At 70.1% G+C, this 17,893-nt stretch carries 17 protein-coding genes and 1 riboswitch; of the genes, 12 read left to right on the plus strand and 5 right to left on the minus strand.

The window, feature by feature from the left end:
• The first annotated feature begins 77 nt into the window (after positions 1-77).
• A riboswitch (cyclic di-AMP (ydaO/yuaA leader) is annotated at positions 78-284 on the plus strand.
• 8 nt (positions 285-292) lie between these two features.
• Positions 293-880 (plus strand): transglycosylase family protein, encoded by a 588-nt coding sequence (locus BR07_RS0103445; protein ID WP_027504237.1) that lies wholly within the window; start codon positions 293-295, stop codon positions 878-880.
• Between the two features lie 59 nt (positions 881-939).
• On the opposite strand, the gene BR07_RS0103450 is transcribed toward BR07_RS0103445, so the two are convergent.
• Positions 940-1,131: a hypothetical protein gene (locus BR07_RS0103450; protein ID WP_027504238.1), complete on the minus strand. Its 192-nt coding sequence runs from the start codon at positions 1,129-1,131 to the stop codon at positions 940-942.
• Between the two features lie 72 nt (positions 1,132-1,203).
• On the opposite strand from BR07_RS0103450, the gene BR07_RS0103455 reads away from it, so the two are divergent.
• The 5 genes from BR07_RS0103455 (at position 1,204) to BR07_RS0103475 (ending at position 8,277) form a co-directional block, all read left to right on the plus strand.
• On the plus strand, positions 1,204-3,489 hold the full coding sequence (locus tag BR07_RS0103455) for a helicase-associated domain-containing protein (RefSeq protein ID WP_027504239.1): 2,286 nt from the start codon (positions 1,204-1,206) through the stop codon (positions 3,487-3,489).
• 76 nt (positions 3,490-3,565) lie between these two features.
• Positions 3,566-5,221: a DNA repair helicase XPB gene (locus BR07_RS0103460; protein WP_027504240.1), complete on the plus strand. Its 1,656-nt coding sequence runs from the start codon at positions 3,566-3,568 to the stop codon at positions 5,219-5,221.
• A gap of 1 nt (position 5,222) precedes the next feature.
• On the plus strand, positions 5,223-5,906 hold the full coding sequence (locus BR07_RS0103465; protein WP_027504241.1) for a DUF3239 domain-containing protein: 684 nt from the start codon (positions 5,223-5,225) through the stop codon (positions 5,904-5,906).
• 41 nt (positions 5,907-5,947) lie between these two features.
• Positions 5,948-7,231 carry a pyridoxal phosphate-dependent aminotransferase gene (locus BR07_RS23135; RefSeq protein ID WP_081821058.1) on the plus strand — a complete coding sequence of 428 codons (1,284 nt, stop codon included), beginning with the start codon at positions 5,948-5,950 and terminating at the stop codon, positions 7,229-7,231.
• Positions 7,228-8,277 (plus strand): AraC family transcriptional regulator, encoded by a 1,050-nt coding sequence (locus BR07_RS0103475; protein WP_027504242.1) that lies wholly within the window; start codon positions 7,228-7,230, stop codon positions 8,275-8,277. Before BR07_RS23135 ends, BR07_RS0103475 begins: the two co-directional genes overlap by 4 nt.
• Here BR07_RS0103475 and BR07_RS0103480 read toward each other — a convergent pair.
• On the minus strand, positions 8,266-9,855 hold the full coding sequence (locus BR07_RS0103480) for a GMC family oxidoreductase (RefSeq protein WP_027504243.1): 1,590 nt from the start codon (positions 9,853-9,855) through the stop codon (positions 8,266-8,268). The two genes, BR07_RS0103475 and BR07_RS0103480, sit on opposite strands and share 12 nt — an antisense overlap.
• A gap of 1 nt (position 9,856) precedes the next feature.
• On the minus strand, positions 9,857-11,593 hold the full coding sequence (locus BR07_RS0103485) for an aldehyde dehydrogenase family protein (RefSeq protein WP_027504244.1): 1,737 nt from the start codon (positions 11,591-11,593) through the stop codon (positions 9,857-9,859).
• 126 nt (positions 11,594-11,719) lie between these two features.
• On the opposite strand from BR07_RS0103485, the gene BR07_RS0103490 reads away from it, so the two are divergent.
• Both BR07_RS0103490 and BR07_RS0103495 read left to right on the plus strand, forming a co-directional pair.
• Complete coding sequence (locus BR07_RS0103490) at positions 11,720-12,937, plus strand: PucR family transcriptional regulator (protein ID WP_027504245.1); 1,218 nt, start codon at positions 11,720-11,722, stop codon at positions 12,935-12,937.
• A 50-nt stretch (positions 12,938-12,987) separates the two neighbouring features.
• Positions 12,988-13,617, plus strand: a complete 630-nt coding sequence (locus tag BR07_RS0103495; RefSeq protein WP_027504246.1) for an alpha-ketoglutarate-dependent dioxygenase AlkB — start codon at positions 12,988-12,990, stop codon at positions 13,615-13,617.
• On the opposite strand, the gene BR07_RS0103500 is transcribed toward BR07_RS0103495, so the two are convergent.
• Positions 13,583-14,659, minus strand: a complete 1,077-nt coding sequence (locus BR07_RS0103500) for a 3-deoxy-7-phosphoheptulonate synthase (protein ID WP_037183986.1) — start codon at positions 14,657-14,659, stop codon at positions 13,583-13,585. The two genes, BR07_RS0103495 and BR07_RS0103500, sit on opposite strands and share 35 nt — an antisense overlap.
• Before the next feature lie 244 nt (positions 14,660-14,903).
• Here BR07_RS0103500 and BR07_RS0103505 point away from each other — a divergent pair, with 244 nt between their 5' ends.
• The 4 genes from BR07_RS0103505 (at position 14,904) to BR07_RS0103520 (ending at position 16,909) form a co-directional block, all read left to right on the plus strand.
• Entirely contained in the window at positions 14,904-15,698 is a 795-nt protein-coding gene (locus BR07_RS0103505) for a DUF1206 domain-containing protein (RefSeq protein WP_027504248.1), read from the plus strand.
• A 76-nt stretch (positions 15,699-15,774) separates the two neighbouring features.
• Positions 15,775-15,942 carry a hypothetical protein gene (locus BR07_RS26885; protein WP_155956908.1) on the plus strand — a complete coding sequence of 56 codons (168 nt, stop codon included), beginning with the start codon at positions 15,775-15,777 and terminating at the stop codon, positions 15,940-15,942.
• Positions 15,943-16,023: 81 nt separating this feature from the next.
• Positions 16,024-16,455, plus strand: a complete 432-nt coding sequence (locus BR07_RS0103515) for a MarR family winged helix-turn-helix transcriptional regulator (protein ID WP_027504249.1) — start codon at positions 16,024-16,026, stop codon at positions 16,453-16,455.
• 31 nt (positions 16,456-16,486) lie between these two features.
• Positions 16,487-16,909 (plus strand): organic hydroperoxide resistance protein, encoded by a 423-nt coding sequence (locus tag BR07_RS0103520; RefSeq protein WP_027504250.1) that lies wholly within the window; start codon positions 16,487-16,489, stop codon positions 16,907-16,909.
• Between the two features lie 4 nt (positions 16,910-16,913).
• Here BR07_RS0103520 and BR07_RS0103525 read toward each other — a convergent pair whose 3' ends face one another.
• Complete coding sequence (locus BR07_RS0103525; RefSeq protein WP_027504251.1) at positions 16,914-17,801, minus strand: oxidoreductase; 888 nt, start codon at positions 17,799-17,801, stop codon at positions 16,914-16,916.
• Between the last annotated feature and the right edge of the window lie 92 nt (positions 17,802-17,893).

A 17,893-nucleotide genomic window follows, 5' to 3' on the forward strand; every position in this document is an offset into this window, starting at 1 on the left:
TAATACTGTCCATCACGGCCGGAAGTTCGGCCGACGTCCGGCCCGCCGCGCCAAACCTCGTCCCGCGGGTACCGGACATCCCTCACAGACATGATCAGGGACGAGGGCGGGGGACCCACACGTCCTTCGTAGATATCCGGCCGGCTCTCGCGGCGCCCCACCGGGCACCGAGCAGTCGACCTAGGGGTGAAGCCTCTCCGCTCCAGCCAGGAGCGCACCGAGGCCGGGCTACCTCTCAGCCCGAATCCGACAGCTGACCTCGCAGGCGCGTGTGGAGAGGATTTCTACCCTTATGAGCGGACGTCATCGCAAGCCGAGCACCACGGGCAAGACCGTCGCCAAGGTCGCCGTCACCGGCGCACTGGTCGGCACCGCAGGTCTCGCATTCAGCGGCACGGCCAACGCAGCTCCCGATTCCGACTGGGACCGTCTCTCGCAGTGCGAGGCCGGCGGCAACTGGGGCATCAACACCGGCAACGGTTTCCAGGGCGGCCTGCAGTTCTCGCCGAGCACCTGGACCGGACACGGCGGCGGAGAGTTCGCGGCCACCGCGAACCAGGCCAGCCGTGAAGAGCAGATCGTCGTCGCCGAGCGCGTGCTCGAGTCGCAGGGCTGGGGCGCCTGGCCGTCCTGCTCCTCGCAGCTCGGACTGAGCAGCGGCCCGACGCAGCGCGACGCACCGGCGACCACGGCGCCCACCGCACCGGCACTCCCCGATCTGACGAGCATCCCGTCGACCGAGCAGGCCGTGCAGGGACTCACCCAGGTCGTCCAGAACTTCACCAACGATCCGGCGATCCTGGGCTTCGTCCAGGCCGCCACCGCGGATCCGCAGGTGGCGAGCTTCATCGCAGCGAACCAGGATCTCCTGCCCCGCTGACCCACTCCACGAGAAAGGCCCCCACCGACCTGGTGGGGGCCTTTCTCGTGTCTCGCGCGTCAGCGGTTGATGACCGTGTGGGGATGCGCGTAGGGCAGCGAGTCCACCGGCAGCGGGAACTCCGTCTCCTCACCGAACGGGGACAGGTTTCCAGCGCGCGCCGACATCAGTTCGGTGACGGGATGATCGTCGTCGTCTGCACTGTGCGGCCAGCCCGGGTCGACATATCGCTTCTTCTCTGAGTTCGCCATGGTTCATTTCACCATTCGGAGTAGCGCCTCTGCCAGTCCAGGTCCCCGGACCGGTCTCTACGCTTGACCTCGATGACCGACAACGAGGGCACGCCGGCGGACACACTCACCGAGTGGTTGTCCGCGCGCAGCGACGACGAACTGGCCGAACTGCTGCGGCTCCGCCCCGACCTGACCATCCCGCCGCCGCCCACACTCGAGGTTCTGGCGGGCCGGTCCGAGCAACGTGCCTCGGTACTGCGCGCGGCCGAGGACCTGGACACCACGTGCCTGACCGTCGTGGAGCTGCTCGCGCACGAGGGCGCCGACACCGCCCCGGTCGCCCGCGCCCGACTCGACGAGATCGTCGGCCGCCGAGCGACGAAGAAGGCGGTCGACGCGGCACTGTCGGTGTTGCGTGCGCGTGCGCTGGTGCGCGGCACGACGTCGCTCACCCTGGTCGCGACCGCACGCGACGCCGTGCCGTGGCGGGTCGGACGGTTCTTCGACGTCGACGCCTCGCTCACCGCCGAGGTGGTCGGTGCGAAGCTCGCGGAGATCGACGACCGCAGCCGTGAGCTGCTCACCACGCTGACCCGCTCGTCGTCGATCGGCCGGACGCGCGACGCTGCACCCGGTACGCCCGCGGATCGGCCCGTCCAGCGCCTGCTCGCCGCCGGGCTGCTCACCTGGCTCGACGACAACACGGTCGAACTGCCGCCGCAGGTCTCGCAGGTACTCCGCGGCGAGCCCGTCACCGATCCGGTGTCGCTGGCCCCACCGGCGGCGTCGATCACCGCTGTCGGGGTGGCGGACGTCGACGCGGCCGCCGCCGGGGAGGCCCTCGAGCTGCTGCGGCACTGCGAGGACATCGTCGACTCGCTCTCCCGCACGCCCGCGCCCGCACTCAAGGCGGGGGGACTCGGCGTCCGGGAGATCCGACGCATCGCAAAGGCAGCCGATCTCGACGAGGCGCGGGTCGGCCTGCTGGTCGAGGTCCTGGCGGGCGCCGGACTCATCGCGGTGGGGCTGCCCGATCCGGGACCGCTCACCGACATCGACGACATGTGGACGCCCACCCCCGCGGTCGACGCGTGGGTCACCGCATCGCCGGCACAGCGCTGGGCCACCCTGGCCGGAGCCTGGCTGGATCTGCCCAGGGTGCCGTGGTTGATCGGCATGCGCGACGCCAACGACAAGCCGATCGCCGCACTGTCCGACGAGGCCCGCTCGGCCGCCGCGCCCCGAGACCGGCGAATCGTGCTGGGCGTGATCGCCGATCTCGCCTCGGGAAAGGCCCTCGCCACCGAGGACGTCGTCCGCATCGCCACCTGGCGCAGGCCACGCCTCGCCGCTCGCCTGGGCGTCGGCCCGGTCTCCCGCTACCTGGCCGAGGCCGGCGCTCTCGGGGTCGTCGGCCGCGGAGCACTGTCCACCCCCGGACGCGCACTGATCGGTGATCCCTCCTCGGCCGCGGCGGCGATGCACCGCGTCCTGCCCGAACCCATCGACCACGTTCTGGTCCAGGCCGACCTGACCGTCGTCGCCCCCGGGCCGTTGACTCCCGAGCTCGCGCAGCGGATGGCGACGGTCGCGGACATCGAGTCGGCGGGCGCCGCGACGATGTACCGCATCGACGAGCGGACGCTGCGACGTGCTCTGGACGGCGGCACCACCGCCGCCGAGCTCCATGCACTCTTCGCCACCCACTCGCGGACGCCCGTCCCGCAGTCGCTGACCTACCTCATCGACGACGTCGCCCGCCGCCACGGACGCCTGCGTGCCGGGGTGGCATCGTCCTTCGTCCGCTGCGAGGATCCCGCACTGCTCGCGGAGGTGCTCTCCTCCCCCGCCGCCGAGGCCCTCGCATTGCGGGCACTGGCCCCGACCGTCGCGATCTCGCAGGCGCCGCTGGCCGACGTGCTGGCCGGGCTGCGCGCCGCCGGGTTCGCACCCGCGGGAGAGGACTCCTCCGGCACCATCGTCGACGTCCGCGATCGCGGTGCGCGCGTCGTCCCCCGTCGCGGTCGCTCGCCCTACCGCACGCCCGCCGTCCCCACGGACGAGCAACTGGGGCGCCTCGTCTCGGAGATGCGGGCCGGCACCCGAGCCGGAGAGGTGCGCCGGACCGAGCGTGAACGGGTGCGGTCCGACGGCACCCGTGCGTCCGGCGCCGCGACGATCGCGCTTCTCCAGCGCGCCGCGTTGTCCCGCTCACCGATCAGCATCGGTTACGTGGACGCTGCCGGTGTCTCGAGCAACCGTGTCGTCGAACCGGTGACCGTCGGCGGCGGCCAACTCGACGCGTGGGACCCCGACGCCGGTGTCATGCGTCACTTCACGTTGCACCGCATCACGTCGGTGGCCCTGCTCGCCTGAACCGCCGCGCCGGTGCAAGGCACAATGGACTGGTTGCGCCCCGGTTCGTCCATGCGGGGCGCGTGAAGGAGAGACCGTGACCGACGGACCGTTGATCGTCCAGTCCGACAAGACCCTGTTGCTCGAGGTCGACCACGAGCTCGCCGGGCAGGCCCGCGCGGCCATCGCTCCGTTCGCCGAGCTGGAACGCGCACCCGAGCACGTCCACACCTACCGCATCACCCCGCTCGCGCTGTGGAACGCGCGCGCCGCGGGCCACGATGCCGAGCAGGTGGTCGACGCCCTCGTGACCTTCTCCCGCTACGCGGTTCCGCAGCCCCTGCTCGTCGACATCGTCGACACGATGGCCCGCTACGGCCGGCTCCAGCTGGTCAAGTCGCCCGTGCACGGGCTGTCCCTGGTGAGCCTCGACCGCGCCGTGCTCACCGAGATCATGCGGCACAAGAAGATCGCCCCGATGCTCGGCGCGCAGGTCGACGACGACACCGTGCTCGTCCACCCCAGTGAGCGCGGGCGCCTCAAGCAGATGCTCCTCAAGGTCGGCTGGCCGGCCGAGGATCTGGCCGGATACGTCGACGGCGAGGCGCATCCCATCGATCTGGACTTCTCCGGTGGCCACTGGGAGCTCCGCGACTACCAGCAGATGGCGACCGACTCGTTCTGGGCCGGTGGATCCGGTGTGGTCGTCCTCCCCTGTGGTGCCGGCAAGACGATGGTGGGCGCCGCGGCCATGGCCAAGGCCCGCGCGACCACATTGATCCTCGTCACCAACACCGTCGCCGGTCGGCAGTGGAAGCGCGAGCTCATCGCCCGAACCTCCCTGACCGAGGAGGAGATCGGCGAGTACTCCGGCGAGCGCAAGGAGATCCGCCCGGTCACCATCGCGACCTACCAGGTGATCACGCGCCGCACCAAGGGCGAGTACAAGCACCTCGAGCTCTTCGACTCCCGCGACTGGGGCCTGGTGATCTACGACGAGGTGCACCTGCTCCCCGCTCCCGTGTTCCGCATGACAGCCGACCTGCAGTCGCGACGCCGACTCGGACTCACCGCGACGCTGGTGCGCGAGGACGGCCGCGAGGGCGACGTGTTCTCGCTCATCGGCCCCAAGCGTTACGACGCACCGTGGAAGGACATCGAGGCACAGGGCTGGATCGCGCCGGCCGAGTGCATCGAGGTGCGCGTCACTCTGACCGACGCGGAACGCATGTCGTACGCCGTGGCGGAGCCGGAGGAGCGTTACAAGCTGTGCTCCACGGCGCACACGAAGATCGCCGTGGTGAAGTCGATCCTGGCGCGGCACGAGGACTCACCGACGCTCGTCATCGGCGCGTACCTCGACCAGCTCGACGAGCTGGGTGCGGCCCTGGATGCTCCCGTGATCCAGGGCTCGACCAAGAACAAGGAGCGCGAACTGCTCTTCGACGCGTTCCGCCGCGGCGAGATCAAGACCCTCGTGGTGAGCAAGGTCGCCAACTTCTCCATCGACCTCCCCGAAGCCTCGGTAGCCGTGCAGGTCTCGGGCACCTTCGGATCCCGGCAGGAGGAGGCCCAGCGACTGGGCCGACTGCTGCGCCCCAAGCACGACGGTGGGCAGGCGCACTTCTACTCGGTCGTCTCGCGCGACACCCTCGACGCGGAGTACGCGGCTCACCGCCAGCGCTTCCTCGCCGAGCAGGGCTACGCGTACCGCATCACCGACGCCGACGACCTCCTGGGACCGGCGATCTGACATGCGCACCTTCGACTTCCCCGTCGACCGCGCGCACGCCCGGTCGGTGAACGAGACCCTCGGCGACGTGCGGCGGTTGCGCATCTCGTCCGTCGTCTTCGCCGTGCTCCTCGCGGGCGGCGCGGCCTGGCTGTACGTCCTCGACCACGCGTGGTCCTACATCCTGTGTGCGGTGCTGGCCGTGGCCGCCCTGATGTCGCTGTGGGTGTCCGTGTGGGCGCCCCGCAAGGTCGGGTCCATCGACGAGCTGTACGCCTCGAGCGCGTTGGTGCCGGCCATGGTGTCGGAGACGCGACCGCGTGGAGCCACGATCCTCGCGCTGATCGACATCGCCAAGCCGGAGACCACCGTCCCGCACTACGCACTCGTCGTCCGGAACGTGCGGGCGCTGCCGGGACACACGATGACCGAGGGCGAGCGCGTCCCCTCCGTGGCCGTGCTGTCCGACCGGAGCGCCAGATCCATCTCGGAGACGTGGCAGATGGTCAGCCCCATGCCCGTCGCTTGGGGTACGCGGGACCGGACCGTGCTGCGGACGGCCATCGAGGCCATCGATCCGGTCGAGTGGAAGCTGCTGCGCAAGAACCTGTCCGTGTCGGAGACCGTGCGGCAGGCCGAGAACGATCAGCTCCTCATCGACCCCCACGACCTGCCCGAGGAACTGCTGCAGAAGCGCGCGGACTGACGCGTCGAGGGACTCGTGACTCGAACGCTAGGCTCCCCCTCATGGCTGTGACGTCGAACGACCGCGCATCGAGTCCGGCCGGCCTCCGGCCTTCCCGCGAATCGAATCCGGCCGGCCTCCGGCCTTCCCGCGAATCGAATCCGGCCGGCCTCCGGCCTTCCCGCACCGTCGCCCGGCTGCGCCCCTTCGCGTCCACCATCTTCGCGGAGATGACCGCGCTGGCGGCCACGCACGACGCCGTCAACCTCGGTCAGGGTTTCCCGGACACCGACGGCCCCGCGCGCATGCTCGAGGTGGCGCGCGAGGCCATCGCGTCCGGCCTCAACCAGTACCCGCCCGGGCCGGGCATGGCGGTGTTGCGCGACGCCGTCGCCCGGGACCGGGTCGGCCGCTACGGCACCGAGTACGACCCGGACTCGGAGATCCTGGTCACCGTCGGGGCCACCGAGGCGATCAGCGCCGCGATGCTCGGCCTCGTCGAGAGCGGTGACGAGGTGCTGCTCGTCGAGCCGTACTACGACTCCTACGCGGCCGCCGTCGCGCTCGCGGGTGCGCAGCGGCGCACCGTCCCCCTCGTCGTCGACGGCGATCGATTCGCCCTCGACGTCGATGCCCTGCGCTCCGCCGTCGGCCCGCGCACCCGCATGATCGTGGTCAACTCCCCGCACAATCCCACCGGAACCGTGTTCACCGCATCGGAGCTGGCCGCGATCGCCGAGGTCGCGTGCGAGCACGACCTCCTGGTCCTCACCGACGAGGTCTACGAGCGACTGGTGTTCGACGACGCCGTCCACACCCCCATCGCCACGCTCCCCGGCATGGCCGAGCGCACCATCACGGTGTCGAGCGCGGCGAAGACGTTCAACGCCACCGGGTGGAAGACGGGGTGGGCCTGCGGACCCGCCGACCTCATCGCCGCGGTGAAGGCGGCCAAGCAGTTCATGACCTTCGTCGGCGGCGCCCCCTTCCAGCCGGCGGTGGCCCACGCCCTCGACCACGAGAGCGACTGGGTGGACGCCCTGCGATCGGGACTGCAGGCCAAGCGGGACACGCTGTCCGCCGCGCTGTCGCATGCCGGGCTGGACGTCAAGCGCAGTGAGGGCACGTACTTCGTCTGCGCCGACATCGCTCCACTGGGCGAGTCCGACGCCGACAGTTTCTGCCGTGCGTTGCCCGAACGCATCGGCGTCGTCGGCGTACCGGTGGACGCGTTCGTCGATCACCGCGAGGGCTGGGACACCCTGGTGCGCTTCGCCTTCTGCAAACAGGATCACGTGCTCGCCGACGCGGCGTCGCGATTGGCCCGATTGTCCGCCACCCCATGACGGTCGACACTGCGGCGCCGCCGACCATCTCGGTGGAGTTCGTCCGCACGGCGGTGACCCTCGCGCGGGAGACGGGTGTGGACCTGTCCGCCTGCCTGCGCGAGGCCGACATCGACCCGCACGTCCTCACTCGACCCGGCGCCCGCCTCACCACCGACCAGGTCACGCGCCTCACTCGCGCGCTGTGGCAGATGACGGGCGACGAGCTGATGGGTCTCGGATCGGCTCCGGTGCGCCGCGGCACCTTTCGGGCACTCAGTCTGACGATGATCCACCGCCCCGATCTGGGGAGCGCGCTCGAGCGTATGGTGGACGTCGGTCGCGCCTTTCCCGGCGTCCCGCGCGGTGTGCTGATGCGCGGCGGGGGACGCGCCCGGCTCGAACTCGTCGACTCCCCGACGATGATCGCCGATCAGCTCTCCCCGGAGGCGGCCGAGGCGGCGCAGCGCATCCGCATCGAGTTCCTGCTCATCCTCTGGCACCGCTTCTCGGCGTGGCTCATCGGGCGGCGCGTGAAACTGCTGTCCGTCCAGGTGCCCTTCCCCGAACCGCAGCATCCGTCGCCGCGGGTGTACGACGACATCTTCGGGGTGCACGTGACGTTCGGATCCGACGTCGCGGCACTGGAATTCGACGACGCGATCATGGCGTCACCGCTCGTGCAGACGGAGGAGAGCCTCGAGGAGTACCTCCGCGAGTCGCCCAATCGCCTGTTCTCGGAGCGGGACTACGGCTCCAGCGCGGCGAGTGTGGTGCGGCGCGCCCTCGCACTGGGCGCGATGGGCCGCGCCTCGACCACCACCGACATCGCGACGATGTTGTCCATCAGCGTGCCGCACCTGCGCCGGTTGCTGCGCCAGGAGGGCACGTCACTGGGTCAGCTGCGCGACGAGGTGCTGCGCGACGCGGCGGTCGCCGGGCTCGAACGAGGCGAGACGGCCGAGGAGATCTCCTCGCGTCTCGGCTTCTCCGAACCCAGCGCCTTCCGCCGCGCCTTCAAACGGTGGACCGGGATGACGCCGGGGTCGTACCGCTCACACGCGTGAGGCGAGCACGAACTCCGACAGCTTCTCCCCGATGAGCACCGACGGTGCGTGGGTGTGGCCGCGGATGATCGTCGGCATCACGGACGCGTCGGCCACGCGCAGCCCCTCCACCCCGCGCACCCGCAGCTCCGGATCCACCACCGATGCCGCGTCCGAGCCCATCCGGGCGGTGCCCACCGGGTGGTAGAGGGTGTGGGACATGGTCTCCAGCGACTCGCTCAGCGCTTCGTCGAGTGCCTCGCTGTTGCGTAGTACCGGGCGCACCATCTCCCCCAGTCGCGATTTCAGCGGCTCCGTCTGCGCGATGTCGGCGCAGTAGCGCAGCCCGCTGAGCATCGCCGCACGGTCCACACCGCCCGGGTCGGACAGGTAGCGCGGATCCACGATCGCCTTGTCCAACGGTGCGGACGACCGCAACGAGATGCGTCCGCGGCTCTCCGGCTTGAGCAGGATCGACGCCAGGATGGCCGCATGCGAGTCCGCAGGGATGAGACCCTCGTCGAAGAAGGGCGCCGGCGCGAAGAGCAGTTCGATGTCCGGGAGGTCGAGCGAGTCGCGGCTGCGGACGAAGCCGTACGCCTCCGCGACGTTGGAGGTCAGCATGCCGCGTCGACGCGCGAGGTAGTTGATCAGTTCCGGGATCTTCTCCGCGGTGAACAGCGTGTCGGACTGCACCCCGTATCCGAGGGCGGACACCAGGTGGTCCATGAGGTTCTCGCCCACCTCGGGGGCGGCGTGCACCACGTCGATGCCGTGCTCGGCGAGATGCTCCGGCGCACCGATCCCCGACAGCATCAACAACTGCGGGGTGTTGATGGCACCGCCGGACAGGATGACCTCCTTCGAGGCCCGAACCGTGTGCAGCGCACCGTCCTTCGAGTACTCGACACCCACTGCGCGGGTTCCCTCGAAGAGCACGCGCGTGGCCTGCGCCTCCGTCACCACGGTGAGGTTGGGCCGTGACATGGCCGGCCGCAGGTACGCGTCGGCGCAGCTCCACCGGGCGCCGCGCTTCTGGTTGACCATCGTCTCGGTCATGCCCTTGGGCGTGGGGAGATTGGCGCGCTCCGTCGACAAGCCCAGTGCCGCGGCCGAATCGAGGTACGCGCCGGTGATCGACCGGGGACTGCGCTGCTTCGACACGTGCAGCGGTCCGCCGCTGCCCTCGTCGGACTCGGTGGCACCCTCGATGTTCTCGATACGGCGGAAGGTGTCCACCACGCTGTCGAACGACCACCCGGGTCCCGCTGCCTCCGCCCAGTCGTCGTAGTCGGCTGCGAACCCGCGCACCCACATCATGGCGTTCATCGACGAGGAGCCGCCGAGCATGCGCCCACGGGGCCAGAAGATCCGTCGGCCGGCGAGTTCGGCCTGCGGCTCGGTGTCGTAGTCCCAGTCCAGTTCCGAACGGAAGAGCTTCGAGAACCCGGCGGGAATGTGGACGAACTTGTCCTTGTCCTCCGGGCCCGCCTCGAGGACGACGACGTCGGTGTTCGACGCGGCACTGAGCCGATTCGCGACGACGCATCCTGCGGATCCTGCGCCGACGACGACGTAGTCGGTGGAAGTCTCGGTCATGTCAACCTCTCAGAGCGGACGCGAAGATGGCGGGCAGGGCTTTCCAGGACGGAGCCGCGGCGAACGCGGTGAACCGCTTCGCGGTGGTGGCCGCGGTGCGGTTGGTGACGAACCACGGCGGCTTCGGCGACAGGGTGAACTCGCCCTTCAGGATCGAGCGCGGCGCGGGTCGGAAGGGCCCGCGGACGATGGTGCGCTCGGGTCGGTCGATCAGCAGTGCGTTGTGCACGACGCCGATTCCGCTCTGGACGTCGTCGAGCGTGTGGCCCGGGAACGCACCCCAGGTCGCCGCCGCCGTGAGGAAGCCGACGCCGGTCCACGCGTTGAGCGCGATGGTGCCGTAGCGCAGGTCCTCGAGCATCTCGTCGACGGCGGTGCCGAGCGACGACAGCGTGTCGGGATGCGCGATCACGTTGACGCCGAGCGTGCCGACGAACTCCTCGTTCGACATGCGGACGGCCTCGTCCACGAAACGTTGCCCGGTGTACGGGATCTCGATGACACCGAGCACCGGTGCGAAGTACTCGGTGGTGAGCAGAGCGCGGTAGCTGTCCGGATCGAGGTCGCTCACGAGGGTACGGCCGCCGGACGGGCCGAGCGACTCCGCGCCCGGGTAGTCCGCTCGGGCACCGGCGACGCGGGTGGCGCTGCCGGGGTAGTACGGCTCGCGGTCCGGCGCCTCGTGGAGTGCCGTGCGCAGTGCCGCCAGGAACGCGTCGCGCTGCGGCCACTCGGAGGAGATCACCACGACCTGCGCCGCGACGCAGTTGTAGCCGCCGTTGTGCAGCCGCTGGGTCACCACGTGCTCGGCCTGGAACCGGATGTCCGCGTCGGACCACTGGCCCGGGATCACGATGACCGGCGAGACGCCGCCGAGTTCGCTCGAGATGGGCACGTCGAGCAACGGGGTGTTCGCCTTCCTCCGCTCGGCCCCCTCCTCGCCGGTGCCGAAGACGATGGCGTCGTGCGTGATCGAGCTGCCCGTCATGTGCACGTGCGCCACGGCGTCGTGGTGCACGAGGTACGAGCCGACGTCCGGGCCACCGGTGAGGATGCGCACCGCGCCCAGCTCGACCAAGGGAGCGAAGACGGCGCGGAGCACCGGTTCCATCGGATCCGTCACCGGGTTGAGCTTCAGCGCGACGACGCGGTTGTGCGCGACCAGTTCGTAGAGCGTGTCGAGCGGGGCGATGGACGTGATGTTGCCGGCGCCGAGCACCGCACCGATGCCCCCTGTCTCGGTCGGGTTCCGTTGCGCGAGTCCGGCGTCACGGCGCGCGGTGTCCGCGTCGACACCCGGTTCGAGCCACACCTCGGCGGAGAACCCGTTGAGCAGCAGCGTGTCGAAGATGTTCGACGGCAGCACCTGCACGGTGGTGCGCCCGCCCGGACCCGAGCCGATCCGGGCGTCCGCGAGCGGGCTCTTCCCCACGGCGAGCTGCCGCAGACTCTGCGCGAGCACGTGGCACGCGGTGACGACGGAGTACGGCCCGGAGAGCCATTCCTCGCCGAGGAGTGCGGAGGCCGCGGGCAGCTTCTTGAATCGAGCGGCCGCGTCGACCCACTCCTGCGCCTTCGACGCCGTGAGGGCCGCGACCCGGTCGAGAAGGTCCGCGCGGTCGCCGAGCGAGGCACGTGCCCATGCGGCCTCGCCCTGTTCGAGGTCGCGGAGAGCCGCGTCGACCTCGGGAAAGGCGGATGCGCCGGTGGTACTCGGGGTGAGTTCGCCTGTGGTCATACCGTTGATTGTGACCTGTACTACATCGGGTGGCCATAGGCGGACGTCGGCAGCTCACGCGCCCGGTTTGTGCCGAAGCACAGCCGCCCTGTGGTGTCCGTCACCGGACAGCCGTACGGTGGAGTGATGTCGACTCCCGTGGCCGTCCGCCGCTCCGCACCGGAACCGCTCACCTCGCAGGGTCTCGCCGCGCTGCTGGGAGAGCACGTCGGCGAGCTCAGCGAGCGACTCGTCCTCGACATCCTGGTCGCCGAACAGTCGTACCTCGAGGCCACGTCGCTCACGCGGGACGAGCTCGCCACGGTGTGCACCGGCAATCTTCGGTCCATGCTCGACGCTCTGACCACGGGCGCGAGCGGCGACCTGGAACCCGCACGCGCGGCCGGCCGAATCAAGGCCGAGAACGCGGTGCCGTTGGCAGCGTTGCTGCATGCGTTCCGCCTCGGTGGTCGTCTGATCTGGGCCGAGCTCACCGCGGCGGCCGCGGGCCGGGCTCCGGAGGTGCTGCTCGCAATGGCCACCGAGGTGTGGGCACTGGTGGACACCTATTCCGACGCGGCCGCGGAGGCGTATCGCGACGCCGCGGACCGGCTCGCCCTCGACGACGCCGATGCGCGCCGCATGGTGCTGCGCGCTCTCTTCGACGAGACCGCCTCGGACCCCGCTGCCGTGCAGGACGCCCTGCGGGCCTTCCGCATCCCGGACGCGGGCCACTTCGCCGTCGTGTCCGCCGAGACCACCGTCGACCGGGGTGCCACTCCGGGCAGCGCGCGCGAGAGCATCCTGCCGCTCGGTGTCGAGTCGGTGTGGGACACCGATGCGGACGGTCACCTGGGACTGCTGGTCGCCTCCGCGCCGGCGGTGCTCGACGACGCGGTGGACACCCTGGGCCGGCTCTACGGCACCCGACTGGGTGTCGGCACGTACTACGAGCGGTCGCTGTCCACCCCGACGGCGGTGGCGCAGGCCCGGACGGCTCGTCGCTGCGCACCGCCGGGGAGCGCGCGCATCAGTCGCTACGACGCGTGTCCGGTTCCGCTGCTGCTGGTCTCGACTCCCGACGCCGCCGCGCGGGCCGCCCGGCAGATCCTGGGTCCGCTCGCCGTGGCCGAGGGCCCGCACCGCCTCGCGGACCGGGACAGCCTGCTCGAGACGCTCGACGCGTGGTTCGCGGCCGCCGGTTCCACCACCGCGGCGGCCGACCGCTTGCACTACCACCGCAACACCGTGCTCTACCGGCTCCGCCGTATCCACGACCTCACGGGCCGTGATCACACGAACCCGGTGGACGCCGCCGAACTGTACGTCGGTCTGCGCGCAGCGGAGCTGGCCCGCGTTCGGTGACGACAGCCGTGTAGGAACATACGTTCGAACGACCGCGCTACGATGGCCCCGTGACCTACGCACTCCAGGCGTCCCTGTTCGACGACGGCGCGGACGGACCGTCGCTCGGCTCCCTCACGTCCGTCCGCCGGACGGTGTTGACCGACGGCGCGTGGATCGACGTGCTGCCGAACTGGGTGAGCGGCTCGGACTCCGTCTTCAACCGGCTGGTGGAGGAGGTTCCGTGGCGGTCGGAACGCCGACCGATGTACGACCGCGTCGTCGACGTCCCGCGCCTGGTCTCCTTCTTCCCCGATCCCGAGCGGCTGCCCGCCCCCGTCCTGGTCGATGCCGGTCGACAGCTGAGCGAGCACTACCGAGCCGAACTGGGCGAGGACTTCGCCACGGCCGGACTCTGTTTCTACCGCGACGGCAAGGACAGCGTCGCCTGGCACGGCGACGACCTCGGACGCGGAGCGCGCGAGGACACCATGGTCGCCATCGTGTCCCTCGGCGCCGCACGGCCGCTGTTGCTGCGACCGCGCGGCGGCGGTCCCTCAGTGAGACACACTCTGGGACACGGTGATCTGATCGTCATGGGCGGGTCCTGTCAGCGGACCTGGGAGCACTGCGTGCCCAAGAGCACGCGCGCCACGGGGCCCCGGATCAGCGTCCAGTTCCGACCGCACGGCGTGCGCTGACGGCGTCGGCCAGCGCACGCACGGCGCGTTCGGTGTCGGCCCACCCGAGGCAGGCATCGGTGATCGACTGGCCGTAGGTGAGCGGCTCCCCCAACGTGCCGAGGTCCTGACGGCCCTCGACGAGGAAGCTCTCCACCATCACCCCCACGACGCCGCGGTCGCCGCCGGCGATCCGGTCGGCGAGGTCGCCCAGCACGTCGAGCTGGCGTCGGTGGTTCTTGGCACTGTTGCCGTGGCTGACGTCCACCACCACCCGCGGGTCCGCGCCCGAGCGCCGGAGCCGCTCCCCAGCGTCGGTCACCGAAGCCGCGTCGTAGTTCGGGCCGGAGGACCCACCCCGGAGGATGACGTGGGCGTCCTCGTTGCCCGTCGTGCGCACGGCGGCCAGTCGGCCGTCGTCGTCGACCCCGGCGTACACGTGCGGCGACCTCGCCGAGCGCACCCCGTCGACGGCCACCTGCACGTCGCCGTCCGTTCCGTTCTTGATGCCCACCGGCATCGGCAGACCGCTGACCATCTGGCGGTGAACCTGCGACGACGCGGTGCGGGCACCGATCGCCCCGTACGTCACCAGGTCCGAGAGATGGCCGGACAGAGCAGGATCGAGGAACTCCGTCGCCGTGGGCAGGCCGCCGTCGACGATGGCGGCCAGAATGCGCCGCGCCGCCCGGAGCCCGGCGTCGAGATCGTCCGAGCCGTCGAGGCCGGGGTCGCTGAGCAGACCCTTCCAGCCCACCGACGTCCGCGGCTTCTCGAAGTAGACCCGCATGATCACCTGGAGTCGATCCCCCACCTCGTCGGCCAGGACGGCCAGCCGGCGGGCGTAGTCCAGTGCCGCGATCGGGTCGTGCACGGAGCACGGGCCCACCACGACGGCCACGCGGTCGTCGGCTCCGGTCAGGATGGCGCGCAGGGCGTCACGGCTGTCGGCGACGCGGAGAGCCGCGTCGGCGGATGCGGGTTCCGCGTCCCGCAGCGCACGCGGCGAGACGAGCGGACCTGTCCGCGACAGGTCGGGAAGAGTGTCGAGTGCGAGAGTCACGATGAGTCCTCGGGGCGGTCGGGTGAGACGTCACGACCGGGACACGCATTCCACGCGAGCCGGTCCTGCCGGCTCGTCGGGTGGAGTGGGTCAGCGCATGGTTCCGCTGACCGGACCACCGAGGGCCGGCCTGCTGAACCAAAAATATGCTCGCTGCACACAGGCACTGTAGCGCACGGCCGTACCGACGCACCCGGGCGGCGGAAGCGGACATTCTTCTCCCTTGACGTGGGACCATGGTCCGATGGCGATCGACACCTCTCGCGGGGACCGCATCCAGAACAGCACGGCGTTCGAGAGAGCCGCCCGCGCAGGGCATCTCGTGAGCGGAGTGCTGCACCTCCTGATCGGATACATCGCGGTGCGGCTCGCCTTCGGACAGGGCGGCAACGCCGACCAGTCCGGCGCGCTGGGCGAGCTGGCCTCCAAGCCCGGCGGTGCCGTCATGCTGTGGATCGCCGTCGTCGCCTTCCTGGCCCTCGCCGCGTGGCGCATTCTCGAGGCGGTGGTGGGTAAGAAGACCGAGGCCGATTCCGGCAGTGCGACCGATCGACTCAAGGCCGGTGCACTCGCCGTCGTGTACCTCGCATTCGCCTGGTCCGCGCTGAACTTCGCTCGCGGTTCCGGGCAGTCGACGGGTCAGCAGAACGCCGGGCTCACCGCCCGCCTCATGGAGTCGACGATCGGCAAGGTCGTTCTCGTCGTGGCCGCAGCCGTCATCATCGGCGTCGGCGCTTATCACGTGTACAAGGGCATCTCCACGAAGTTCGAGAAGGACCTCGAGGGTCACGTCGGGCGTCCGGTCCGGGTCATCGGCGTGGTCGGATACACCGCCAAGGGCCTCGCCCTCGTCGGTGTCGGTGTCCTGGTGGCCGCCGCCGTGCTGACCGCGGACCCCGGCAAGGCGACGGGTCTCGACGGAGCCGTCAAGACCCTGGGGGCGCAGCCATTCGGACAGATCCTGCTCGTCCTCGCCGGAGTCGGCATCGCCCTCTACGGCGTCTACGCCGTCGTGATGGCCCGGCACGCCCGGATGTGACGTCCCGTGGGACACGCCACGAACCGCACGGGCTGTTCACAGCCTTTTCGCAGACGGGTGGTGCACAATACGGGGTATGAGTCTGGACCATTCCGCCGAAACCACCACTGCACCCGTTACCGACGGTCAGTACCCATCGGTGCCCATGACGCCGCTCCGACCCGCGCCCGCCGCCTCGCAGCCGCGTGACGACGCCTACCCCGGCGTTCTCCGCACTCTTGCGATGTTCCTGTTCGCACGCTGACGTCCGCCTCGATCGCTTCGACGGACAATTGTCTCGAGCAAAAGGTTGTGCACAATTCAATTGTGCGCTACGTTCGGTCTTGTGAACGACGCGCTGACACTGGACAAGCAACTCTGCTTCGCCCTGTACTCGGCGTCGCGGGCCACCACCGCGGTCTACCGGCCCCTGCTGGACGAGCTGGGCATCACCTACCCGCAGTACCTGGTGATGCTCGTGCTGTGGGAGCGGGACGGACTCAGCGTCTCGGAACTGGGCGATCGACTCGGCCTGGATTCCGGAACACTGTCCCCCCTGCTCAAGCGCATCGAGACACTGTCGCTCGTCACCCGCGAACGGTCAGCGGAGGACGAACGACGCGTCGAGATCGGGCTGACGGACACGGGCCGCGCCCTGCGTTCCGCGGCCGCGCACGTTCCCGAGTGCATCTTCACCGCGACCGGCCTCTCCGAAGACGAGGCGACCACGCTGATCGCACTCGTCCGCAAGACCACCGCGTCGCTTCGTTCCGCCTGACCCGTCCATCCCCACCACGAGAGGTTCACCCATGAAGACGCTGTACACCGCAGAGGCACTGGCCACCGGCGACGGACGCAACGGCCACGGCCGCACCACCGACGGCAAGGTCGACGTCGACCTCGCCGCCCCCACCGAGATGGGCGGCAGCGGCAACGGAACCAACCCGGAGCAGCTCTTCGCCGTCGGCTACGCCGCGTGCTACCACTCCGCTCTGCGCCTCGTCGCCGGCCAGCAGAAGGCCGACGTCACCGACTCCTCCGTCGGCGCGAAGGTCAGCATCGGCCCGAACGACGCCGGCGGCTTCGAGCTCGCCGTGGTCCTCGAGGTGACCCTCCCCAACCTCGATCACGACACGGCGCAGGCCCTCGCGGACAAGGCCCACGAGGTCTGCCCCTACAGCAACGCGACCCGCGGCAACATCGACGTGCAGATCACCGTCAGCGACGACTGACCGTTCAGATCGGGTAGGTGACGCCCGTGAGCTCGACCGACCTGGTCCAGAGCTCACGGGCTTTCGCCTCGTCACGCGAGGCCTTGTTCGATCCGACCTTCTTCGGGTGCCCGCTCAGCTCCTGGAACCCGTCCGGTCCGAAGTAGCCGCCGGACTGCAGCCCCGGCGCCGTCGCGGCGTAGAGCTCCGGCAGGCTTCCCATGTAGGCCGACTGGGCGAAGACCCGGCCGAGTGACATGAACGCGTCCTGCACACTCTCCGTCCGACCCATCAACTCGGTACTCGAGTAACCGGGATGCGCCGCCAGCGAGAGCACGGGTGACCCCGCCGCACGCAGTCGGCGATCCAGCTCGTACGCGAACAGCAGGTTCGACAGCTTCGACTGCCCGTAGGCACCCCACCGGCTGTAGCGACGCTTCTCGTAGTTGAGGTCCGACAGCTTCAGTCCCGGTACCTGGTGCATGAAACTCGACATGGTGACCACGCGGTCGGTGATCCTGTCCAGCAGGAGGCCGGTCAGCGCGAAATGCCCGAGATGGTTCGTGCCGAACTGCATCTCGAAACCGTCGGCGGTCCGCTTCAGCGGCAGTGCCATGACGCCGGCGTTGTTGATCAGTACGTCCACGGTGGGCGTGTCGTCGGCGAACTCCCGCACCGAGCTCAGATCCGCGAGGTCGAGTCGACGCACCTCGGCGCGCTCACCGATCTCGTCCGCGATCGGCTTCGCCTTCTCCACGGTCCGGCAGGCCAGCACCACCGTCGCGCCCGCGCGACCGAGTGCCTTCGCGGCCTCGGCGCCGAGCCCGCTGTTGGCTCCCGTGACCACGAAGGTCCGGCCGGTCTGATCCGGTACGTCGGTCTCGACCCACTTGTGTGCAGACTTCTGTGCCATGCGCTTCCCCCCTGAGACTTCTCTCGGCCGCTCGCCGCGGCCGACCGCGTTCGAGGGTACCGGCGCACTACGCTCGATCCGGTGCCCGCACC

The organism is Rhodococcus sp. UNC23MFCrub1.1 (assembly GCF_000686025.1).
Lineage (GTDB): Bacteria > Actinomycetota > Actinomycetes > Mycobacteriales > Mycobacteriaceae > Rhodococcoides.

Coding starts and splice junctions, on each gene's coding strand:
- BR07_RS0103450 (WP_027504238.1), bottom strand. CDS start 1,131: ATGGCGAACTCAGAGAAGAAGCGATATGTCGACCCGGGCTGGCCGCAC.
- BR07_RS23135 (WP_081821058.1), top strand. CDS start 5,948: ATGGCTGTGACGTCGAACGACCGCGCATCGAGTCCGGCCGGCCTCCGG.
- BR07_RS26885 (WP_155956908.1), top strand. CDS start 15,775: ATGAGTCTGGACCATTCCGCCGAAACCACCACTGCACCCGTTACCGAC.
- BR07_RS0103445 (WP_027504237.1), top strand. CDS start 293: ATGAGCGGACGTCATCGCAAGCCGAGCACCACGGGCAAGACCGTCGCC.
- BR07_RS0103520 (WP_027504250.1), top strand. CDS start 16,487: ATGAAGACGCTGTACACCGCAGAGGCACTGGCCACCGGCGACGGACGC.
- BR07_RS0103475 (WP_027504242.1), top strand. CDS start 7,228: ATGACGGTCGACACTGCGGCGCCGCCGACCATCTCGGTGGAGTTCGTC.
- BR07_RS0103485 (WP_027504244.1), bottom strand. CDS start 11,593: ATGACCACAGGCGAACTCACCCCGAGTACCACCGGCGCATCCGCCTTT.
- BR07_RS0103525 (WP_027504251.1), bottom strand. CDS start 17,801: ATGGCACAGAAGTCTGCACACAAGTGGGTCGAGACCGACGTACCGGAT.
- BR07_RS0103505 (WP_027504248.1), top strand. CDS start 14,904: ATGGCGATCGACACCTCTCGCGGGGACCGCATCCAGAACAGCACGGCG.
- BR07_RS0103490 (WP_027504245.1), top strand. CDS start 11,720: ATGTCGACTCCCGTGGCCGTCCGCCGCTCCGCACCGGAACCGCTCACC.
- BR07_RS0103455 (WP_027504239.1), top strand. CDS start 1,204: ATGACCGACAACGAGGGCACGCCGGCGGACACACTCACCGAGTGGTTG.
- BR07_RS0103480 (WP_027504243.1), bottom strand. CDS start 9,855: ATGACCGAGACTTCCACCGACTACGTCGTCGTCGGCGCAGGATCCGCA.
- BR07_RS0103465 (WP_027504241.1), top strand. CDS start 5,223: ATGCGCACCTTCGACTTCCCCGTCGACCGCGCGCACGCCCGGTCGGTG.